General features: G+C 59.4%; 18 protein-coding genes. 8 read left to right on the top strand and 10 right to left on the bottom strand.

Translation table 11 applies throughout. The features are described 5' to 3' along the window. Nucleotides 1-21: 21 nt before the first annotated feature. The 9 genes from bamA to rpsB all read right to left on the bottom strand — a co-directional run bounded on the left by bamA (nucleotide 22) and on the right by rpsB (nucleotide 9,941). Nucleotides 22-2,397 carry an outer membrane protein assembly factor BamA gene (bamA, locus tag PMA3_RS04865; protein ID WP_064676107.1) on the bottom strand — a complete coding sequence of 792 codons (2,376 nt, stop codon included), beginning with the start codon at nucleotides 2,395-2,397 and terminating at the stop codon, nucleotides 22-24. 74 nt (nucleotides 2,398-2,471) lie between these two features. Next, nucleotides 2,472-3,824, bottom strand: coding sequence for a sigma E protease regulator RseP (gene rseP / locus PMA3_RS04860; RefSeq protein WP_064676106.1), 1,353 nt, complete (start codon nucleotides 3,822-3,824; stop codon nucleotides 2,472-2,474). Between the two features lie 53 nt (nucleotides 3,825-3,877). After that, nucleotides 3,878-5,068 carry a 1-deoxy-D-xylulose-5-phosphate reductoisomerase gene (gene ispC, locus PMA3_RS04855; RefSeq protein WP_064676105.1) on the bottom strand — a complete coding sequence of 397 codons (1,191 nt, stop codon included), beginning with the start codon at nucleotides 5,066-5,068 and terminating at the stop codon, nucleotides 3,878-3,880. Further along, nucleotides 5,065-5,871 (bottom strand): phosphatidate cytidylyltransferase, encoded by an 807-nt coding sequence (locus PMA3_RS04850; RefSeq protein WP_064676104.1) that lies wholly within the window; start codon nucleotides 5,869-5,871, stop codon nucleotides 5,065-5,067. Before PMA3_RS04850 ends, ispC begins: the two co-directional genes overlap by 4 nt. Then, on the bottom strand, nucleotides 5,871-6,626 hold the full coding sequence (gene uppS, locus PMA3_RS04845) for a polyprenyl diphosphate synthase (protein WP_064676103.1): 756 nt from the start codon (nucleotides 6,624-6,626) through the stop codon (nucleotides 5,871-5,873). The genes PMA3_RS04850 and uppS overlap by 1 nt, the downstream gene beginning before the upstream one ends. A gap of 13 nt (nucleotides 6,627-6,639) precedes the next feature. Further along, on the bottom strand, nucleotides 6,640-7,197 hold the full coding sequence (gene frr / locus PMA3_RS04840) for a ribosome recycling factor (RefSeq protein WP_007907979.1): 558 nt from the start codon (nucleotides 7,195-7,197) through the stop codon (nucleotides 6,640-6,642). Beyond that, on the bottom strand, nucleotides 7,194-7,937 hold the full coding sequence (gene pyrH, locus PMA3_RS04835) for a UMP kinase (RefSeq protein WP_064676102.1): 744 nt from the start codon (nucleotides 7,935-7,937) through the stop codon (nucleotides 7,194-7,196). Before pyrH ends, frr begins: the two co-directional genes overlap by 4 nt. Before the next feature lie 211 nt (nucleotides 7,938-8,148). Next, entirely contained in the window at nucleotides 8,149-9,012 is an 864-nt protein-coding gene (tsf, locus tag PMA3_RS04830) for a translation elongation factor Ts (protein ID WP_064676101.1), read from the bottom strand. Between the two features lie 191 nt (nucleotides 9,013-9,203). After that, the gene (gene rpsB, locus PMA3_RS04825; protein ID WP_007907989.1) at nucleotides 9,204-9,941 is read right to left on the bottom strand and encodes a 30S ribosomal protein S2; all 738 of its coding nucleotides are present in this window, start codon (nucleotides 9,939-9,941) and stop codon (nucleotides 9,204-9,206) included. Between the two features lie 375 nt (nucleotides 9,942-10,316). Here rpsB and map point away from each other — a divergent pair, with 375 nt between their 5' ends. From map to PMA3_RS04785, 8 genes are all read left to right on the top strand, one after another. Continuing rightward, the gene (gene map, locus PMA3_RS04820; protein ID WP_064676100.1) at nucleotides 10,317-11,099 is read left to right on the top strand and encodes a type I methionyl aminopeptidase; all 783 of its coding nucleotides are present in this window, start codon (nucleotides 10,317-10,319) and stop codon (nucleotides 11,097-11,099) included. A 48-nt stretch (nucleotides 11,100-11,147) separates the two neighbouring features. Next, the gene (locus tag PMA3_RS04815; RefSeq protein WP_064676099.1) at nucleotides 11,148-13,850 is read left to right on the top strand and encodes a [protein-PII] uridylyltransferase; all 2,703 of its coding nucleotides are present in this window, start codon (nucleotides 11,148-11,150) and stop codon (nucleotides 13,848-13,850) included. A 159-nt stretch (nucleotides 13,851-14,009) separates the two neighbouring features. Further along, a complete protein-coding gene (gene dapC / locus PMA3_RS04810) occupies nucleotides 14,010-15,209 on the top strand; it encodes a succinyldiaminopimelate transaminase (protein WP_064676098.1) in 1,200 nt (399 codons plus the stop codon). Nucleotides 15,210-15,370: 161 nt separating this feature from the next. Further along, nucleotides 15,371-16,096, top strand: coding sequence for a M12 family metallopeptidase (locus PMA3_RS04805; RefSeq protein ID WP_237140687.1), 726 nt, complete (start codon nucleotides 15,371-15,373; stop codon nucleotides 16,094-16,096). 411 nt (nucleotides 16,097-16,507) lie between these two features. Continuing rightward, nucleotides 16,508-16,816, top strand: coding sequence for an arsenate reductase (locus PMA3_RS04800; protein WP_228761639.1), 309 nt, complete (start codon nucleotides 16,508-16,510; stop codon nucleotides 16,814-16,816). 33 nt (nucleotides 16,817-16,849) lie between these two features. Then, complete coding sequence (gene dapD, locus PMA3_RS04795) at nucleotides 16,850-17,884, top strand: 2,3,4,5-tetrahydropyridine-2,6-dicarboxylate N-succinyltransferase (RefSeq protein WP_064676096.1); 1,035 nt, start codon at nucleotides 16,850-16,852, stop codon at nucleotides 17,882-17,884. A 153-nt stretch (nucleotides 17,885-18,037) separates the two neighbouring features. Further along, nucleotides 18,038-19,243 (top strand): aminotransferase class V-fold PLP-dependent enzyme, encoded by a 1,206-nt coding sequence (locus tag PMA3_RS04790; RefSeq protein ID WP_064676095.1) that lies wholly within the window; start codon nucleotides 18,038-18,040, stop codon nucleotides 19,241-19,243. Further along, nucleotides 19,240-19,644 (top strand): SufE family protein, encoded by a 405-nt coding sequence (locus PMA3_RS04785; RefSeq protein WP_064676094.1) that lies wholly within the window; start codon nucleotides 19,240-19,242, stop codon nucleotides 19,642-19,644. Before PMA3_RS04790 ends, PMA3_RS04785 begins: the two co-directional genes overlap by 4 nt. A 128-nt stretch (nucleotides 19,645-19,772) precedes the next feature. Here PMA3_RS04785 and tcdA read toward each other — a convergent pair whose 3' ends face one another. Continuing rightward, entirely contained in the window at nucleotides 19,773-20,585 is an 813-nt protein-coding gene (tcdA, locus tag PMA3_RS04780) for a tRNA cyclic N6-threonylcarbamoyladenosine(37) synthase TcdA (RefSeq protein WP_162493643.1), read from the bottom strand. Nucleotides 20,586-20,621 lie beyond the last annotated feature (36 nt).

Genomic DNA, 20,621 nt, shown 5'->3' with positions numbered 1-20,621 from the left:
TCGTTATCTTGGGTCAGACGCTTAGAACGTCTGGCCGAGGGAGAATTGGAACACTTGAGTCTCAGCGTCATCAGGTTTCTTGACCGGCATGGCCAACGCGAAACTCAGCGGACCCAGTGCGGTGACCCAGGTCACGCCGACACCGACGGAACTGGCCATGTTGCTCAGACTGATATCGTTGCACTTGGTATTGGACGACGAACCGTTGGCGTTGGTGGTGTCTTCGCACTTCGAGTCGAAGACGTTACCCACATCCCAGAATACCGACGTACGCAGCGAGCGCTGATCCTTGACGAACGGCAGAGGGAACAGCAGCTCCACACCGCCCTGGATCAGGACGTTACCACCAAACGGCAGCGGATCCTGGTCTGGATCGGCCAATGTACCCGGGTTCGTACCACGACTAGGCGTACTGCGCGGACCCAGGGTGCTGTCCTTGAAGCCACGAACCGAGTTGAAACCACCAGCATAGTAGTTTTCATAGAATGGCAAGCCATCGGTCGAACCGTAGCCGTCGCCATAACCCAATTCGGTGTGCAGGCGCATGGTGTAGTTTTCGCTCAATGGCTGGAACACCTGGCCACGGTAATCGAGCTTGAAGAACGACAGGTCGCTGCCAGGCGTGGTGGTTTCCAGCACCAGGCTCTGGGAACGGCCACGGGTGGCGAGTACGCCCTTGTTCAGGGTGGACTCGGACCAGCCGGCCGAAGCCTTGAAGTTCAGGTAGTTGTCGCCTTCCTTGTTAACGAAGTCGAAGATCTCGTCAACGGTGTAGACGCCGGTCTTGATCTTGTCTTGTTGCGCAGTAAGACCAAAGGTCAGGCGCGACGTTTCGCTGATCGGGTAGCCGACGCTCACGCCAGCACCCAGGCTGTCCACGGCGTAGCTGGCAACGTCGACGTCGAGGTCGTCGTAGTCGGTGGTGCGATAGAACGCGTTGTAACCCAGGCTCACGCCATCGGCAGTCCAGTACGGGTCGACATAACCGAAGTTATAGCGGCTCTGGTATTCACTGCGGGTCAAACCGACGCTGACCTTGTTACCGGTACCCAGGAAGTTGTTCTGGGTGATCGAACCACCGAGGATCAGACCGGCGCTCTGGGCGAAACCGACACTGGCGGTAATCGAACCGGAAGCCTGTTCTTCAACGCTGTAGTTCACATCGACCTGGTCATCGACGCCCGGCACGGCCGGCGTTTCGACGTTGACTTCCTTGAAGAAGCCCAGGCGCTCAAGACGGGTCTTGGATTGGTCGATCAGGTAGGTCGAAGCCCAGCCGCCTTCCATCTGACGCATTTCACGGCGCAGCACTTCGTCTTCGGACTTGGTGTTGCCACGGAAGTTGATACGGTTGACGTAGGCACGCTTGCCCGGATCGACGGCGAACGTGATGTCTACCGTGTGGTCGTCATCGTGAGGCTGAGGCACGCCGTTGACGTTGGCGAAGGTGTAACCCTCGTTACCCAGGCGGCGGGTGATCAGTTCCGACGTGGTGGTCATCAGCTTGCGCGAGAACACCTGGCCTTTCTGCACCAGCAACAGGGACTTGACCTGGTCTTCAGGGACTTTCAGGTCGCCGCTCAGCTTGACGTCACGAACGGTGTACTTCTCGCCTTCGTTGACGTTGACGGTGATATAGACGTGTTTCTTGTCCGGGGTGATGGACACCTGGGTCGAAGCGATATCCATGTTGATATAGCCACGATCCAGGTAGTAGGAACGCAGACGTTCCAGGTCACCGGACAGTTTTTCTCGGGCGTACTTGTCGTCGTTCTTGAAGAACGACAACCAGTTGCTGGTCTTGAGTTCGAACAGGTCGATCAGGTCTTCGTCGGCAAAAACCGTGTTGCCCACCACGTTGATATGCTGGATAGCCGCGACGGTGCCTTCGTTGATGTTGACCTTCAGCGCAACGCGGTTACGCGGCTGCGGCACCACTTCGGTGTCGACGGAGGCCGAGTAGCGACCCTGGGCGACATACTGGCGCTGCAGTTCGTTACGTACACCTTCGAGGGTGGCGCGCTGGAAGATCTCGCCTTCGGCCAGACCGGATTGTTTGAGGCCCTTCATCAGGTCTTCAGTGGAGATCGCCTTGTTGCCCTCGATCTCGATACTGGCAACCGAGGGACGCTCGACTACAGTAATGACCAGGACGTTGCCGTCGCGACCCAACTGGATATCCTGGAAGAAACCGGTTTTGAACAATGCACGAGTGGATTCCACCAGGCGACGATCGTCCGCCTTTTCACCGACGTTCAACGGCAAGGCACCAAAGACACTACCCGCGGAGACCCGCTGGAGGCCATTGACGCGAATATCAGAGATGGTGAAGGACTCGGCGTGAACTTCGGCGATCATCAATACGGAGAGAACCGCAGTTAGCAGCAGACGTTTCATGAAGTCCTTTCTTATTCCAACTGGCAATAAACAAACTGCCGCAAAACGCGGCAGATTCGCAATTCAGCGAAGCGTTACAGTCGACCCAGATCATTGACCAGAGCAAGCAACATTACCCCGACCACCAAACTGATACCGATCTGTATCCCCCAACCCTGCACCCGATCCGACAAGGGGCGACCACGCACCAACTCGATCAGATAAAACAACAGATGCCCCCCATCCAGTACAGGAATAGGCAACAAATTCAGAACCCCCAGGCTAATACTCAGATAAGCAAGGAAATTCAGGAAATCAGCGACACCCGACTGGGCAGAAGCGCCCGCCACTTTAGCAATGGTTATCGGTCCACTCAAGTTTTTTACCGAGAGCTCGCCGAACAACATTTTCTTGAGCGAATCGAGGGTCAGCACACTCATGGTCCAGGTGCGTCGAGCACCCTCCCCGATTGCTGCCACCGGACCGTAACTGACCTCGCGAATCATCTCGGGCGGCCAGTCGACTGCTTTTACCCCGGCCCCCAGGTAACCACTGGGTGCCTTCTTCTCGCCACGCGCCGCCAGCGTCACCGGGACGTCGAGTTGAGCAGCGTCGCGCTCGATGCGCAGGACGATTTTGCTATCGGGGCGCAGGCGGACGATATCGACCACTTGCTGCCAGTCATCCAGAGCCTTGCCGTCCAGGGCGAGCAATCGATCGCCGGTCTTCAGGCCAGCAGCCTGGGCCGGGCCTTTCGGATCGAGTTCGGCCAGCACCGGCGGCAGGGCCGGACGCCAGGGACGGATACCCAGCGAGCGAATCGGGTCCGGCTCATCGGCCCCCTTGAGCCATTTGTCCAGCGCCAGCTCCCGCGGCGATTCCGCCGTGGAGCCCTGTTCGCGAACCAGCAGCTGCAGGGAACCGCTCTCGCCCAGGCGACGCACCAGCTGCAGGTTGACCGCCGCCCAGCCGGACGTAGGCTCGCCATCGATGGAAATGATTTCCTGACCGGCGCTCAGACCGGCCTTGGCGGCGATACTGCCGGACTCGACGGCACCGATGACAGGTCGCACCTGCTCGCTGCCGAGCATGGCGACCACCCAGAAAAAAAACATCGCCAGAATAAAGTTGGCTATCGGACCGGCCGCGACGATAGCAATGCGCTGACGAACCGATTTGCGATTGAACGATTGCTCGATCTGATCGGCAGGCACTTCGCCTTCGCGCTCATCCAGCATCTTCACATAGCCGCCCAGCGGGATGGCGGCGACCACGAACTCAGTGCCTTGCTTGTCGTGCCAGCGCAGCAGTGGCATGCCGAAGCCCACGGAAAAACGCAGCACTTTGACCCCACAGCGACGTGCGACCCAGAAATGGCCGAATTCGTGGAAGGTGACCAGCACACCCAAGGCTATCAGGGTGCCGACAATCATATAGAGCGCGCTCATCTACTTTCTCCGCAATCCTGTTCGTTGCTGCATGGGCCAACGTATTGCAGCACTTACCGCCCGTGACGACTCAACCATTGCCCGGCCAGCACACGGGCCTTGGTGTCCGCCGTGAACACCGCGTCGAGATCGTCCACCGCAACCACCGGTTCGAGATTCAACACTTCCTCGATGATACTCGCGATTTCCGGGTAACGAACCCGTCCGTCGAGAAAGGCCGCGACTGCCACTTCATTTGCCGCATTGAGCATGGCCGGCGCACTGTTACCCGCTTCGGCCGCCTGGCGCGCAAGGCGCAGGCACGGAAAACGATCTTCATCGGGGGCCTGGAAATCCAGGCGCGCGATGGCAAACAGATCCAGCGGCGGTACGCCCGAGTCGATCCGCTCTGGCCAGGCCAGCGCATTGGCGATGGGCGTACGCATGTCCGGATTGCCCAGTTGGGCCAGCACCGAACCATCGATGTAATCGACCAGCGAGTGAATCACGCTCTGTGGATGAATCACCACCTCGACCTGGGACGGCTTCGCATCGAACAGCCAGCAGGCCTCGATCAACTCGAGCCCCTTGTTCATCATGCTGGCCGAATCCACCGAAATCTTGCGCCCCATGGACCAGTTCGGATGGGCACACGCCTGATCGGGGGTCACATGCACCAGCTCAGCCATCGGCGTCTGCCGGAACGGACCGCCCGAGGCGGTCAGTAAAATCCGACGCACGCCGACAGCCCCAAGGCCACGGGCAAAATCCCCTGGCATGCACTGGAAAATCGCGTTGTGCTCACTGTCGATCGGCAGCAGGACCGAACCGCTTTTACGCACGGCCTGCATGAACAGTGCACCGGACATCACCAGCGCTTCTTTGTTGGCCAGGAGGATTTTCTTGCCGGCCTCGACCGCCGCCAGGGTCGGACGTAAGCCCGCCGCGCCAACGATAGCTGCCATCACGGCGTCGACTTCAGGGTCGGCCACCACGTGGCACAACCCCTCCTCCCCCACCAGCACGCGGGTCGACAAGCCAGCCGCATGCAAGTCGTCCTGCAAGCCTCGGGCAGCGCTCGCTTCAGGCACCACGGCAAACCGCGGCGCATGACGCACACACAGCGCCCGCAGCTCACTCAAGCGGGTGTAGCCGCTCAAGGCAAACACCTGATAACGCTCAGGGTGACGCGCGATGACGTCGAGCGTGCTCAAACCGATCGAGCCGGTCGCCCCCAGCACGGTAATCTGCTGTGGGCGGCTCACGGTGCAGCCATCCACAGCAACACGGCAAACACTGGAATCGCCGCCGTAAGACTGTCTATGCGATCGAGCACACCGCCGTGACCCGGCAGCAGGTTGCTGCTGTCCTTGATCCCGGATTGACGCTTGAACATGCTTTCGGTGAGGTCACCCACCACCGAGATAAACACGATCACTGCGGCGCAGATCAGAGCGATCAGCATCTGCGCGAAACTCCAGTCGCGAACGATCCCGACGATTGCCGTGATCACCAGGCTCGCCGCCAACCCGCCATACACGCCTTCCCAGCTTTTGCCGGGACTGACCTGGGGGGCCAGCTTGCGCTTGCCGAAAGCGCGGCCGGAAAAGTAAGCACCGATATCGGCGCCCCACACCAGCACCATCACCGCCATGATCAGCCAGTTACCCAAGGGTTGCTGCTTGATCTGAACCAGCCCTTGCCAGGCCGGCAACAAAATCAGCAGACCGATCGCCAGCTTGCAGGCGGCACTGGCCCAATGCGGGCTGGAGCGCGGGTAGGTCAGTACCAGCCAGGTCGCAACACCCCACCAGAGCACCGAAGCGCCCAACACCCACGGCGCCAGCCCCGGCAAGATGTACATGACAAACAGCATCAACGCGACCACCACCGCATAGGCGACGCGGATCGGCTGCTCGGTGAAGCCTGCCAGGCGCGCCCACTCCCAGGCCCCCAGGGTCACGACCAGCCCGATGAACAGCGCAAACCCGAAGCCTTCAAGCAGGAAAAACCCGCACAACGCGATCGGTAGCAGGATCAGTGCAGTGATGATTCGTTGTTTAAGCATTAAACCCGGGCTCCAGACTCGACCTGCTCGCTCGTTTTACCGAAGCGGCGCTGACGAGAAGCGTAATCGGCCAGCGCGCTGCGCATGGCATCGTGTTTGAAGTCCGGCCAGAACAGGTCGGAAAAGTACAACTCGGCGTAAGCCAGTTGCCACAGCAGGAAGTTACTGATGCGGTGTTCGCCACCGGTACGGATGCACAAGTCCGGCAACGGCTGGTCGCCGGTGACCAGACAGGTCTGCAACAGTTGCGGGGTGATGTCTTCCGGACGCAGATGCCCGGCCTGAACTTCCCGCGCCAGACGCTGCGCGGCTTGCGCGATATCCCACTGACCGCCGTAGTTGGCGGCGATCTGCAGGATCAAGCCATTGCCACCCGCCGTCATGGCCTCGGCCTCGCGCATGGCAGCCTGCAGCTCCGGATGAAAGCGAGACCGGTCGCCAATGATGCGCAAACTGATGTCGTTCTCGTTCAGGCGCTTGGCTTCACGTCGCAGCGCCCTGAAGAACAGATCCATCAAGGCGCTGACCTCGTCCGCCGGACGCTGCCAGTTCTCACTGGAGAAGGCGAACAGTGTCAGCACCTCGACCTTGGCCTCGGCACACACCTCGATCACTGCCCGAACGGCATCCACACCCGCTTTATGCCCGGCGACACCCGGCATAAAGCGCTTTTTCGCCCAACGATTGTTACCATCCATGATGATCGCGACATGGCGCGGCACCGCAGTCGGCGCACTCTGCTTGATCTTATCCATGACAACGCGACCCTTATACGGCCATCAGGTCTTTTTCTTTCTGCGCCAGATTCGCGTCGATTTCAGCCACGTACTTCTTGGTCAGATCATCGATCTCACCCGTGGCGCGGCGCTCTTCGTCTTCGCTGATTTCTTTCTCCTTGACCAGATCCTTGAGCTGGCTATTCGCATCACGACGGATGTTGCGCACCGCAACACGAGCGTCTTCAGCGACATCGCGCGCCTGCTTGGTGAAGCCCTTGCGGGTTTCTTCGGTCAGGGCCGGCATGGAGATCAGCAGCAACTCACCCAGGTTGGTCGGGTTGAGGTTCAGGCCGGCGCTGCCGATGGCTTTGTCGACTGCACCCAGCATGTTGCGCTCAAAGGCAACGACTTGCAGGGTACGGGCGTCCTTGACGGTGATGTTCGCCACCTGCTTGATCGGCGTATCGGAACCGTAATACGGCACCATCACGCCTTCAAGAATGCTCGGGTGCGCCTGGCCGGTACGAATACGGCCGAAGTTGTGCGCCAGCGATTCCACGGACTTTTTCATGCGCTCTTGAGCGTCTTTCTTGATTTCGTTGATCATTGTTGGCCTTCCTCGATCAGGGTCCCTTCAGCGCCGCCGTGCACGATGTTCAGCAGGGCGCCGGGCTTGTTCATGTTAAATACGCGCAACGGCATTTTATGGTCGCGGCACAGGCAAATGGCCGTCAGATCCATCACGCCCAGCTTGCGATCCAGCACTTCATCGTAAGTCAGATGATCGAACTTCTCGGCATGCGGGTCCTTGAATGGATCCGCGGTGTAGACGCCATCGACCTTGGTCGCCTTGAGTACCACATCGGCATCGATTTCGATTGCGCGCAGGCAGGCTGCCGAATCCGTGGTGAAGAACGGGTTACCCGTACCCGCCGCGAAAATCACAACTTCCTTGGCGTTCAGGTGGCGCATGGCTTTGCGGCGATCATAGTGATCGGTCACACCGACCATGGAAATGGCCGACATCACGATGGCCGAGATATTGGCACGCTCCAGCGCATCACGCATGGCCAGCGCGTTCATCACAGTCGCCAGCATGCCCATGTGGTCACCAGTGACCCGATCCATGCCGGCCGCGCTCAGCGCCGCACCGCGAAACAGGTTACCACCACCGATGACCAGACCGACCTGAACACCGATGCCGACCAGTTGGCCGACTTCCAGCGCCATGCGATCCAGGACTTTCGGATCGATCCCGAACTCTTCCGAGCCCATCAAGGCCTCGCCGCTAAGCTTGAGTAGAATGCGTTTATAGCGAGCCTGATGACCACTGCCCTGCTGAGCCATTGCGAATCTCTCCTGCGGCGTATTTTAAAAAATTCTTTGCGAGCTGTTTACAGCTGGCTGTTCACTCTTGCTTGGCGCTGCTTCAGCGCCATCGGAACATGGCTTTGTAAGCCAGTTCCAAAGGGAAACCAATAAAAATTTGGTACCCCATCTGAAAAGAGGCTGCGCGCGTGAGCGGGCAGCCTCTTCAGGGCGACAGTTGAAAACTGTCTTATTGCTTGGCGGCAGCCAGCTGGGCAGCAACTTCTTCAGCGAAGTTGTCGACCGGCTTCTCGATGCCTTCGCCTACTTTGAAGTAGGTGAAGGAAACGATTTCTGCACCGGCTTTCTTGGCCAGTTCGCCGACCTTGATTTCAGGGTTCTTGACGAACGCCTGCTCAACCAGGCTCGCTTCAGCCAGGAACTTGCTGATGCGGCCCTTGACCATGTTTTCAACGATGTTTTCCGGCTTGCCGGCGATCTTGTCAGCGTTGAGGGTCAGGAACACGCCCTTCTCACGCTCGACCGCTTCAGCGGAAACTTCCGATGGCAGCAGGAATTCAGGGTTGGTCGCCGCTACGTGCATGGCGATGTCTTTGGCCAGCTCAACGCTGCCGCCCTTCAGGACAACCGCAACACCGATCTTGTTGCCGTGCAGGTAACCACCAACAACATCACCTTCAACGAGTGCCAGGCGACGGATGTTGACGTTTTCGCCAACCTTGCCGACCAGAACCAGGCGATCGGCTTCTTGAGCTTCGATCAGCGGAGCGACGTCAGTCAGCTTGTCGGCGAACGCTTTTTCAACGCTTGCAGCAACAAATGCCTTGAAGTCGTCCTGCAGAGCCAGGAAGTCGGTCTGCGAGTTCACTTCCAGCAGAACGGCGGATTTACCGTCTTCTTTAAGAGCGATCGCGCCTTCAGCGGCAACGTTGCCAGCTTTTTTGGCAGCCTTGATGGCGCCCGAAGCACGCATGTCATCAATGGCTTTTTCGATGTCGCCGCCGGCCTTGGTCAAGGCCTTTTTGCAATCCATCATGCCTTCGCCGGTACGCTCACGCAGTTCTTTGACCAACGCTGCAGTAATCTCTGCCATTTCAAAATCCTCTTGGATAGGTTTTCAACCATTCCACCCGATCGAACGGGCGATCAATTCTTCCCGAACCACCGTTGTAAGCCGCTGCACGTTACAGCTCTGCAAGCGCGGGGCCGACAAACGGTTTTCGAGGTGGCAAAAAGGGGGCCAAGCCCCCTTTTTGCTTACTGAGTCAACGCCAGGGGCGTCAATTACTCAGCTGCAGCTGCCGGAGCTTCTTCAACGAACTGCTCGGTACCGCCAGCAACGTGGTTGCGACCACGGATGACTGCGTCAGCCATCGAACCCATGTACAGCTGGATAGCGCGGATTGCGTCATCGTTGCCTGGGATGATGTAGTCAACGCCTTCCGGGCTGCTGTTGGTATCGACTACGCCGATAACAGGGATGCCCAGCTTGTTGGCTTCGGTGATCGCGATGCGCTCGTGATCAACGTCGATAACGAACAGAGCGTCTGGCAGACCGCCCATGTCCTTGATACCACCCAGGGAACGATCGAGCTTCTCAAGATCGCGAGTGCGCATCAGCGCTTCTTTCTTGGTCAGCTTGGCGAAAGTACCGTCTTCGGCTTGCACTTCAAGGTCACGCAGACGCTTGATGGAAGCACGGATGGTTTTGAAGTTGGTCAGCATGCCGCCCAACCAGCGGTGATCGACGTACGGCGAACCGCAACGTGCTGCTTCTTCAGCAACGATCTTGCCAGCGGAACGCTTGGTGCCGACGAACAGGATCTTGTTTTTGCCCTGGGCCAGACGCTCTACGAAAGTCAGAGCTTCGTTGAACATTGGCAGGGTTTTTTCAAGGTTGATAATGTGGATCTTGTTACGCGCGCCGAAAATGTACTTGCCCATTTTCGGGTTCCAGTAACGGGTCTGGTGACCGAAGTGCACACCGGCCTTCAGCATATCGCGCATGTTGACTTGGGACATGATAGTTCCTTAATAAGTCGGGTTTGGCCTCCACGTATCCCAATGACCAACCACCAGCATTTCGCTTGCGGCACCCAGGTCATCGTGTCGACACGTGTGTGGATTTAGGCTTTTCAGGGGATCCCCGGAAAGCGGCGCATTTTATACCACAAGGTGCAAAAAAACGGAACCCGGATTCTGAAATCCCGGCCAGGCCTTTTATTGCGGGCTCTGGAATTTCGCCGGCAATGCACCCTTCTATAGAGAGAAGCGACGCACAGAGGCGCAGATTTGCCCTGTTCGTCTGATAGAATCGGGTTTTTCGGGGCCGCGAGATTCGATCGCGCAACGCCCATTTTGTTTTAGCAAGCGCCATCGAGCGCAGAGAGAGCCTGTATGACCGTCACCCTGAAAACCCCGGAGGACATCGCGAAAATGCGTGTCGCCGGCAAACTGGCCGCCGACGTGCTGGAAATGATTGCCGAATATGTCAAACCGGGCGTCACGACCGAAGAGCTGGACCGCATCTGCCACGACTACATCGTCAATGAGCAGCAGGCCATCCCTGCCCCGCTCAATTACAAGGGCTACCCGAAGTCGATCTGCACCTCGATCAACCACGTGGTCTGCCATGGCATTCCGAACGAGAAGCCGTTGAAGGATGGCGACACCCTGAACATCGACGTCACCGTGATCAAGGACGGCTACCACGGCGACACCAGTCGCATGTTCCACGTCGGCACCGTGCCGGTCTGGGCCGAGCGTCTGTCGCAAGTCACCCAGGAATGCATGTACAAAGCCATCGAAATCGTCAAACCCGGCTGCCGCCTGGGCGACATCGGTGAAATCATCCAGAAACACGCGGAAAAGAACGGTTTCTCGGTGGTTCGCGAGTTCTGCGGTCACGGCATCGGCAAGGTCTTCCATGAAGAACCGCAGATCCTGCACTACGGTCGTGCCGGCACCGGCATGGAACTCAAGGCCGGCATGACCTTCACCATCGAGCCGATGATCAACCAGGGCAAGGCCGACACCAAGGTGCTGGGCGACGGCTGGACCGCGATCACCAAGGACCGCAAGCTTTCGGCACAGTGGGAACACACCCTGGTGGTGACCGAAACCGGTTACGAGATCTTCACCTTGCGCGCCGACGACACCATCCCACGCGTTTCGGCCTGATCCGGGCCGCGCAGCTCCCAGCCTTTTTATAGACAGGAAAGCCAATCGATGCCGCAGGTGGACCCAGAACTCTTCGACCGAGGCCAGTTCCAGGCGGAACTGGCCCTGAAGGCCAGCCCGATCGCGGCCTTCAAGAAGGCGATCCGCCAGGCCCGCGAGGTGCTCGACGGGCGCTTTCGCGACGGCCGCGAGATCCGCCGGCTGATCGAGGATCGCGCCTGGTTCGTCGATAACATCCTGCAAAAGGCCTGGGAGCAGTTCGACTGGAGCGAAGACGCCGACATCGCCCTGGTCGCGGTCGGTGGCTACGGTCGTGGTGAGCTGCACCCCTTTTCCGATATCGATCTGCTGATCCTGCTCGACAGCGCCGATCATGAAATTTTTCGTGATTCCATCGAGCGTTTTCTGACGCTGCTGTGGGACATCGGCCTGGAAGTCGGCCAGAGCGTTCGCTCGGTGGACGAATGTGCCGTCGAGGCCCGCGCCGACCTTACGGTCGTCACCAACCTGATGGAAAGCCGTACCATTTGCGGCCCAGAGCGCCTGCGCCAGCGCATGCTGGACGTCACCAGCACCGCGCACATGTGGCCGAGCAAGGACTTCTTCCTGGCCAAGCGCGCCGAGCAGAAGGCCCGGCATCACAAGTACAACGACACCGAGTACAACCTGGAACCCAACGTCAAAGGGTCCCCCGGTGGACTGCGGGATATCCAGACGATTCTCTGGATGGCCCGCCGCGAGTACGGCACCCTGAACCTGCGGGCGCTGGCCGGGGAAGGGTTCCTGGTCGAGAGCGAAAATGCCCTGCTGGCCTCCTCCCAGGAATTTCTGTGGAAGGTGCGTTATGCGTTGCACATGCTCGCCGGCCGCAGCGAAGACCGCTTGCTGTTCGATCACCAGCGCTCCATTGCCGGGCTGCTGGGTTTCAAAGGCGATGACGCCAAGCAAGCCATTGAAAACTTCATGCAACAGTATTATCGGGTGGTGATGAGCATTGCCCAGCTCAGCGACCTGATCATCCAGCACTTCGAAGAAGTCATCCTCGCCCCGGAAGACGAAGCGCCGCCGCAGCCGATCAACTCGCGCTTCCAGTTGCATGATGGCTACATCGAAGCACGTAACGACAACGTGTTCCGCCGTACGCCGTTCGCCATGCTCGAAATCTTCGTGCTGATGGCACAACAGCCGGAAATAAAAGGTGTGCGCGCCGACACCATTCGCCTGCTGCGCGAGTGCCGGCACCTGATCGACGACGACTTCCGCAACGATATTCGCAACACCAGCCTGTTCATCGAGCTGTTCAAGTGCAAGATCGGCATCCATCGCAACCTGCGCCGGATGAACCGTTACGGCATCCTAGGGCGGTACTTGCCGGAGTTCGGCTTCATTGTCGGGCAGATGCAGCACGACCTGTTTCACATCTATACGGTCGACGCTCACACCCTGAACCTGATCAAGCACCTGCGTAAGTTGCAGTACACCCAGGTGTCGGAAAAATTCCCGCTGGCCAGCAAACTCATGGGCAAGCTGCCCAAGCCGGAGCTGATCTATCTGGCGGGGCTGTACCACGACATCGGCAAGGGCCGGCATGGTGATCATTCGGAAATCGGCGCGGTGGATGCCGAAGCCTTTTGCCAGCGCCACCAGTTGCCGGTGTGGGACAGCCGCCTGATCGTCTGGCTGGTGCAGAACCATTTGCTGATGTCGACCACTGCCCAGCGCAAGGACTTGTCCGACCCGCAGGTGATTCACGATTTCGCGCAGACCGTCGGCGACGAAACCCACCTCGATTATCTGTACGTACTGACCGTCGCCGACATCAACGCCACCAATCCGACGCTATGGAACTCCTGGCGCGCCAGCCTGTTGCGCCAGCTCTATACCGAGACCAAGCGCGCCTTGCGCCGCGGCCTGGAAAACCCGGTGGACCGCGAAGAACAGATCCGCCAGACCCAAAGCGCCGCCCTGGACATCCTGGTGCGCGGCGGCACCGACCCGGACGACGTGGAACAACTCTGGTCGCAACTGGGCGACGACTACTTCCTGCGTCACACCGCCGGCGATGTGGCCTGGCACAGTGATGCGATCCTCCAGCAGCCGGCCGACGGCGGGCCACTGGTGCTGATCAAGGAAACCACCCAGCGCGAGTTCGAGGGCGGCACGCAGATCTTCATCTACGCACCCGACCAGCACGATTTCTTCGCCGTGACCGTGGCCGCGATGGACCAGCTCAACCTGAACATCCACGACGCCCGGGTCATCACTTCCAGCAGCCAGTTCACCCTCGACACCTATATCGTGCTCGACACCGACGGCGACTCGATCGGCGATAATCCGGCGCGGGTCAAACAGATCCGCGATGGCCTGACCGAAGCCCTGCGCAATCCGGACGACTACCCGACCATCATTCAGCGTCGGGTGCCGCGCCAGCTCAAGCACTTCGCGTTTGCGCCGCAGGTGACGATCCACAACGACGCCCAGCGCCCGGTCACCGTACTGGAGCTCAGCGCCCCGGATCGCCCGGGCTTGCTCGCGCGGATCGGCACGATCTTCCTGGAATTCGACCTGTCGCTGCAGAACGCCAAGATCGCCACACTGGGTGAGCGCGTGGAAGACGTGTTCTTCATCACCGATGCGAACAACCATCCGTTGTCCGACCCCTTGCTGTGCAGCCGGTTGCAGGATGCGATCGTCGAACAGCTGACGGTCAATCAGGAATCCGAAATCAAACTGTCGCGCTTGAGTATCTGAATCAACAACGGTCCGCCCTTTTGTAGGAACGAGCTTGCTCGCGATGGATTCAAATACGCCGCGTTGTCCTGGCAAGCACGCGTTACCGTTGACGACCATCGCGAGCAAGCTCGCTCCTACAGGGGGCAGCGCCGCTCCCAAACCGAACGAGATCCATCGATGAACAACGCTCTGAACCAGTTGCAGCCCTACCCGTTCGAGAAGCTCCGCGCCCTGCTCGGCAGCGTCACGCCAAACCCGGACAAGCGCCCTATCGCGCTGTCCATCGGCGAGCCGAAGCACCGTTCGCCAAGCTTTGTCGCCGAAGCCCTGGCCGGCAACCTGGATCAAATGGCCGTCTACCCGACCACCCTGGGCATCCCCGCCCTGCGCGAGGCCATCGCGGCCTGGTGCGAACGTCGCTTCGGCGTCCCGAACGGCTGGCTCGACCCGGCGCGCAACGTACTGCCGGTCAATGGCACCCGCGAAGCGCTGTTTGCCTTCACCCAGACCGTGGTCAACCGTGGCGACGATGCCCTGGTCGTCAGCCCGAATCCCTTCTATCAGATCTACGAAGGCGCGGCATTCCTCGCCGGCGCAAAGCCGCATTACCTGCCATGCCTGGATGAAAACGGCTTCAACCCCGACTTCGACGCCGTGTCGCCGGACATCTGGAAACGCTGCCAGATCCTGTTCCTGTGCTCGCCGGGCAACCCGACCGGCGCCTTGATCCCGGTTGAAACCCTGAAAAAACTGATCGCCCTGGCCGACGAATACGACTTCGTCATCGCCGCGGACGAGTGCTACAGCGAACTGTACTTCGACGAACAGACCCCGCCGGCCGGCCTGCTCACGGCCTGCGTGGAATTGGGCCGCAAGGATTTCAAGCGCTGCGTGGTGTTCCACAGCCTGTCCAAGCGCTCCAACCTGCCGGGCCTGCGTTCGGGCTTCGTCGCCGGTGATGCCGACATTCTCAAGGGCTTCCTGCTGTATCGCACCTACCATGGTTGTGCGATGCCGGTTCAGACCCAACTGGCCAGCGTTGCCGCCTGGAATGACGAAGTGCATGTGCGCGCCAACCGGGCGTTGTATCGCGAAAAATATGACGCCGTGCTGGACATCCTCAGCCCGGTGATGGATGTGCAACGCCCGGATGGCGGCTTCTATTTGTGGCCGAATGTTGCAGGCGATGACGAGGCCTTCTGCCGTGATCTGTTTGTCGAAGAACACGTGACCGTGGTGCCGGGTTCTTATCTGTCCCGTGAGGTGGGTGGCGTCAACCCGGGAGCCGGCCGTGTGCGGATGGCACTGGTCGCGCCGCTGGCGGAGTGCGTCGAAGCAGCGGAACGGATTCGCGCTTTCATCACCGCGAAACGGTAAACAAATATGTCCCGCCCTGCGCAATGCGGCGGCGGGACTCTAATCCATTATCCGGTTACAACAACGCTCACTCTCAAGCGCTCAAGCATATTATATTCATACTCCATAAACCTTTTATCCTGACGGATAAATATAACGTTATAAAAACATGGATGTTACTTATGCAGACTCCTATCTTTGTGCGAATGAAAAAGCCGCTAAATGTGCAAGACTCTCGTGCTGCGGCTGTCAAGGAAAACGCCAGAAACGTCGCCAACACTTTGCCCGGACGGCGCCAAAAACGCTCGGTTGGTTACTACAGCAAGTTCTGGAAAAATGGAAAAACCATTACTATTTCGTTCATGCCAGGTTTACGCGATGATATGAAATATGACGCAGAACGAAACATTCGCGAGTGGGAACCTTATGTCGGTCTGGCTTTCGAATTCGTTGAATCTGGCGGGGAAATACGGATTGACATGAAGGGCAAGGACAGCTGGTCCACACTCGGGACAGATGCGTTACTGGAGAAGCCGGACGAACCCACACTCGTCATTGGGATAGATCACCCGAACATGGTCTTTCGCCCCCACGTTCTTCACGAGTTCGGCCACGCATTAGGTTTGCATCACGCACACTTGCACCCCCAGGCAAATATCCCCTGGAACCGGGGAAAAGTATATGAGTACTACAGCAATGTTATTGGGTGGAGCAGAGAACAAATTGATCACAATATTTTTGATTTAGAAACCGACGCCGACATTTTCCTGGGAAACTATGACAAATATTCCATCATGCACTATAGCGTAGAAAACTTCCTCACCGATGGAGACTGGCACGTTGGCGCAAATACAAAATTAAGTGACCAGGACAAGATCAACATAAACAAAATCTATCCGCTGCGGTAAACCCAGTCTATATCGCTTATTTTAGATCTCCCAGGCTGGCTTCCCTCAAACTCCAGATCTCCCAATACTTTCCGAGCACGTTATCACCCATCCGGTAATGACGTGCTGTCTGGATTGTTTACCTGCCCATCACGCCAATGCCGCACACCGGCACGCCCCTGCGGGAGCGAGCTTGCTCCGGGGCGGTGATCCGGCGAAAGCGATGTATCATCCAACATCAAGGTTGATGGACCCACCGCCTTCGTCGGATCGCCAGCCGGTGCCGTCACGCCCCCACAGGGTTTTGCGTTTTAACTCAAGGGTCATGGCATAATCCTTCACCTTTTATTTTCCAGCACCTGTAAAGGGGGCGATTCCTTGACCGTTTCAAGTAAAACGTTGCACCTTTTCGGCATCAAAGCCTGTGACACCATGAAAAAGGCGCGCACCTGGCTCGATGAACACGCTGTCAGCTATGACTTCCATGATTACAAAACGGCCGGAATCGACCGTGAACACCTGACCCAATGGTGCGACGAGCACGGCTGGCAAGTGGTGTTGAACCGTGCAGGCACGACCTTTCGCAAGCTCGACGACGAACGCAAAGCCGATCTCGACCAGCGCAAAGCCATCGAACTGATGCTCGCACAACCCTCGATGATCAAGCGCCCGGTGCTCGATCTCGGTGACCGAACCCTGATTGGCTTCAAGCCAGATATCTACGCGGCAGCGCTCAAGTAAGGCAGCCCGTTCAATTTTGTTAGAGGTATTTACATGTCCACTACCCTGTTCAGCCTGGCCTTTGGTGTCGGCACTCAAAACCGTCAAGGCGCATGGCTGGAAGTGTTTTACGCGCAGCCACTGCTCAATCCGTCGGCCGAACTGGTGGCCGCCATCGCGCCAATCCTGGGCTACACCGAAGGCAACCAGGCCATCACCTTCAGCGTCGCCCAGGCGTCGCAACTGGCCGACGCGCTCAAAGGCGTCGATGCTGTGCAGGCCGCCCTGCTCACCCGTCTGGCCGAAAGCCACAAGCCGCTGGTCGCGACCGTCCTGGCCGAAGATGCGCAACTGTCTTCCACGCCTGAGGCCTACCTCAAACTGCACTTGCTGTCCCACCGCCTGGTCAAGCCGCATGGTTTGAACCTCGCCGGGATTTTCCCCTTGCTGCCGAACGTGGCGTGGACCAGCCAGGGCGCCATCGATCTTGGCGAACTGGCCGAACGTCAACTCGAAGCCCGCCTGCGTGGCGAGCTGCTGGAAGTGTTCTCGGTGGACAAGTTCCCGAAAATGACCGACTACGTGGTACCGGCCGGTGTGCGCATCGCGGATGCGGCACGTCTGCGCCTGGGCGCCTATGTCGGCGAAGGCACCACCGTGATGCACGAAGGCTTCATCAACTTCAACGCGGGCACCGAAGGCCCGGGCATGATCGAAGGTCGTGTCTCCGCAGGCGTATTCGTTGGCAAGGGCTCGGACCTGGGCGGCGGTTGCTCGACCATGGGCACCCTGTCGGGCGGCGGCAACATCGTGATCAAGGTCGGCGAAGGCTGCCTGATCGGCGCCAACGCCGGTATCGGTATCCCGTTGGGCGACCGCAACACCGTTGAATCGGGCCTGTACATCACCGCCGGGACCAAGGTGGCATTGCTGGATGAGAACAACGCGCTGGTGAAAGTGGTGAAAGCCCGTGAACTGGCCGGCCAATCGGACCTGCTGTTCCGCCGCAATTCGCAGACCGGTGCCGTGGAATGCAAAACCCACAAATCGGCCATCGAACTGAACGAAGCGCTGCACGCTCACAACTAAGCCGCGTTGCTGCCGGCAACGGCACACGATCACCTGTAGGAGCGAAGCTTGCTCGCGAAGCTTTTGGCGGCCTCAAGGGCCCCTTCGCGGGCAAGCCTCGCTCCTACAATAGGTAAGGCGTACACCCGCCCATGTTCAACAGGGCTCGACAGCATGATGATTCCCTCTCCCTGGCGCGCCGATTTTCCGGCCATCGCCGCTCTGCAACGGCAAGACCAGACCTATCTGGACAACGCCGCCACCACGCAAAAACCCCAAGCCCTGCTCGATGCCCTGGCGCATTACTACGCCAACGGCGCGGCCAACGTGCATCGGGCGCAACACTTGCCCGGCGCCCACGCCACCCAGGCGTTCGAGGACAGCCGCCGCAAAGTCGCCCAATGGCTCAATGCCGGCGATTGCGGGCAGATCATCTTTACCCACGGCGCGACATCCGCGCTGAATCTCCTGGCCTATGGCCTGGAACACCTGTTCAATCCGGGCGATGAAATCGTCATCAGCGCCCTGGAGCATCACGCCAATTTGTTGCCATGGCAGCAACTGGCCCACCGTCGCGACCTGAAGCTGGTGATCTTGCCGTTGGATGGCGATGGTTTGATCGATCTCGATACCGCCGCTCGGCTGATCGGCCCGCGTACGCGCCTGCTGGCAGTCAGTCAGCTGTCCAACGTGCTCGGGGCCTGGCAACCGTTGCCCGCATTGCTGAAGATGGCGCAGGCGCATGACGCCTTGACCGTGATCGATGGCGCCCAAGGCGTCGTCCATGGTCGACATGACGTGCAGGCGCTGGGTTGCGACTTCTATGTGTTTTCCAGCCATAAGCTCTACGGCCCCGAGGGCCTCGGCGTGCTGTTCGGACGCGATAAGGCGCTGGAGCAGCTGCGCCACTGGCAGTTTGGCGGTGAAATGGTGATGGATGCCAATTATCACGACGCCCGCTTCCGCCCGGCCCCACTGGGTTTTGAAGCGGGTACGCCGCCGATTGCCGGCGTGATTGGCCTGGGGGCGACCCTGGATTACCTGGCCGGGCTCGATCAGGCAGCCGTGTCCGCCCACGAAGCGGCCCTGCATGACTATTTGCTCAAAGGCCTGGAGGCGCGCACCGGCATCCGCCTGCTGGGCAAACCGCAGTTGGCGCTGGTCAGTTTTGTGGTCGAGGGTGTGCATAACTCCGATCTGGCACATCTGCTGACGGAACAGGGGATTGCCGTACGTGCGGGCCATCACTGTGCTATGCCGCTGCTGAAAAGCCTGGAACTGGCCGGGGCGATTCGGGTGTCGTTGGCGCTGTACAACGACTCCGAAGACCTGGAGCGGTTCTTTGAAGCGCTGGATCAGGCGCTGGAGTTGTTGCGATGAGTCTGCCGGCCGATGCCGTCATTGCGCTCGAAACCTTCCAGGCTGCCGCCGGATGGGAACAACGGGCGCGGCTGCTGATGCAGTGGGGCGATCGTCTGCCCGTGCTGAGCGATGTGGACAAGGTCGAAGCCAACCGGGTGCATGGCTGTGAAAGTCAGGTCTGGCTGGTGGGCGCGTTGCAGGATGGGCATTGGCAGTTCGCCGCGAGCAGCGATGCGCGGTTGATTCGCGGGTTGGTGGCGTTGTTGCTGGCGCGGGTCAATGGGTTGTCCGCGGCTGAGTTGAAGCAGGTGGATTTGCCGGAGTGGTTCAGTCAGCTGGGGCTGTCACGGCAACTGTCTCCCTCGCGGAGCAATGGCCTGAACGCCGTGCTCCAGCGAATGAATGAGTTGGCCGGTTAATCGCCATTGCGGGCAAGCCCGCTCCCACAGGGGCCTGGATGTACATGGAATTTGCGTACGAGCCGAATCCTGTGGGAGCGGGCTTGCTCCGGGCGGCGTTCCGACGAAGAGGCCATCAGCCACAACAGTTAAACTTCAGGCTTAACCCGATCCGCCGGCCGCCGCACCCCAGCCACAATCTTATCCACAGCCTTGGTCGCCGCCACCATCCCGAACGTCGCCGTCACCATCATCACCGCGCCAAACCCGCCGGCGCAGTCGAGCTTCACGCCATCGCCGACAAAACTTTTCTGCAGGCAAATGCTGCCATCCGGCTTTGGGTAGCGCAGCTGTTCGGTGGAAAACACGCAGGGCACGCTGTAATGGCGGGTCACGGTGCGGGAGAAGTTGTAATCGCGGCGCAGGGTCGAGCGTACTTTCGAGGCCAGCGGGTCATTGAAGGTGCGATTCAGGTCGCACACCTGGATCAGCGTCGGGTCGATCTGCCCGCCCGCGCCGCCGGTGGTGATGATCTGGATCTTGCGCCGTTTGCACCAGGCGATCAGCGCCGCCTTGGCATTCACGCTGTCGATGCAGTCGATCACGCAGTCGATGTTCGGCGTGATGTACTCAGCCATGGTGTCGCGGGTGACGAAATCCGCCACCGCGTGCACCGTGCAGTCCGGGTTGATCCCGCGCAGGCGCTCGGCCATCACCTCGACCTTGGGCTTGCCGACGGTGCTGTCCAGCGCGTGCAGCTGACGATTGGCGTTACTGACACAGACATCGTCCAGGTCGAACAGCGAAATTTCGCCCACGCCACACCGGGCAACGGCTTCCGCCGCCCAGGAGCCGACGCCGCCGACGCCGACGATCGCCACATGGGCCGCGCGCAAGCGCTCCAGGCCCTCGATGCCATACAAGCGGGCGATGCCAGCAAACCGCGGATCTTCTGTACTCATGACCATTACCCCAAAAACCGGCGCGCATTATAGGGC

The organism is Pseudomonas silesiensis (assembly GCF_001661075.1).
Taxonomy (GTDB): domain Bacteria; phylum Pseudomonadota; class Gammaproteobacteria; order Pseudomonadales; family Pseudomonadaceae; genus Aquipseudomonas; species Aquipseudomonas silesiensis.
Note: the sequence above shows the minus strand (reverse complement) of the source record. Positions and strands in the feature narration are given on the sequence as shown.

Bases quoted from the DNA above. Each gene is read 5' to 3' on its own strand.
- PMA3_RS04850 (WP_064676104.1), bottom strand. From the start codon at position 5,871: ATGCTTAAACAACGAATCATCACTGCACTGATCCTGCTACCGATCGCG.
- PMA3_RS04800 (WP_228761639.1), top strand. From the start codon at position 16,508: ATGAAAAAGGCGCGCACCTGGCTCGATGAACACGCTGTCAGCTATGAC.
- map (WP_064676100.1), top strand. From the start codon at position 10,317: ATGACCGTCACCCTGAAAACCCCGGAGGACATCGCGAAAATGCGTGTC.
- dapC (WP_064676098.1), top strand. From the start codon at position 14,010: ATGAACAACGCTCTGAACCAGTTGCAGCCCTACCCGTTCGAGAAGCTC.
- rseP (WP_064676106.1), bottom strand. From the start codon at position 3,824: ATGAGCGCGCTCTATATGATTGTCGGCACCCTGATAGCCTTGGGTGTG.
- PMA3_RS04785 (WP_064676094.1), top strand. From the start codon at position 19,240: ATGAGTCTGCCGGCCGATGCCGTCATTGCGCTCGAAACCTTCCAGGCT.
- uppS (WP_064676103.1), bottom strand. From the start codon at position 6,626: ATGGATAAGATCAAGCAGAGTGCGCCGACTGCGGTGCCGCGCCATGTC.
- pyrH (WP_064676102.1), bottom strand. From the start codon at position 7,937: ATGGCTCAGCAGGGCAGTGGTCATCAGGCTCGCTATAAACGCATTCTA.
- PMA3_RS04805 (WP_237140687.1), top strand. From the start codon at position 15,371: ATGCAGACTCCTATCTTTGTGCGAATGAAAAAGCCGCTAAATGTGCAA.
- PMA3_RS04790 (WP_064676095.1), top strand. From the start codon at position 18,038: ATGATGATTCCCTCTCCCTGGCGCGCCGATTTTCCGGCCATCGCCGCT.
- PMA3_RS04815 (WP_064676099.1), top strand. From the start codon at position 11,148: ATGCCGCAGGTGGACCCAGAACTCTTCGACCGAGGCCAGTTCCAGGCG.
- frr (WP_007907979.1), bottom strand. From the start codon at position 7,197: ATGATCAACGAAATCAAGAAAGACGCTCAAGAGCGCATGAAAAAGTCC.
- rpsB (WP_007907989.1), bottom strand. From the start codon at position 9,941: ATGTCCCAAGTCAACATGCGCGATATGCTGAAGGCCGGTGTGCACTTC.
- dapD (WP_064676096.1), top strand. From the start codon at position 16,850: ATGTCCACTACCCTGTTCAGCCTGGCCTTTGGTGTCGGCACTCAAAAC.
- tcdA (WP_162493643.1), bottom strand. From the start codon at position 20,585: ATGAGTACAGAAGATCCGCGGTTTGCTGGCATCGCCCGCTTGTATGGC.
- tsf (WP_064676101.1), bottom strand. From the start codon at position 9,012: ATGGCAGAGATTACTGCAGCGTTGGTCAAAGAACTGCGTGAGCGTACC.
- bamA (WP_064676107.1), bottom strand. From the start codon at position 2,397: ATGAAACGTCTGCTGCTAACTGCGGTTCTCTCCGTATTGATGATCGCC.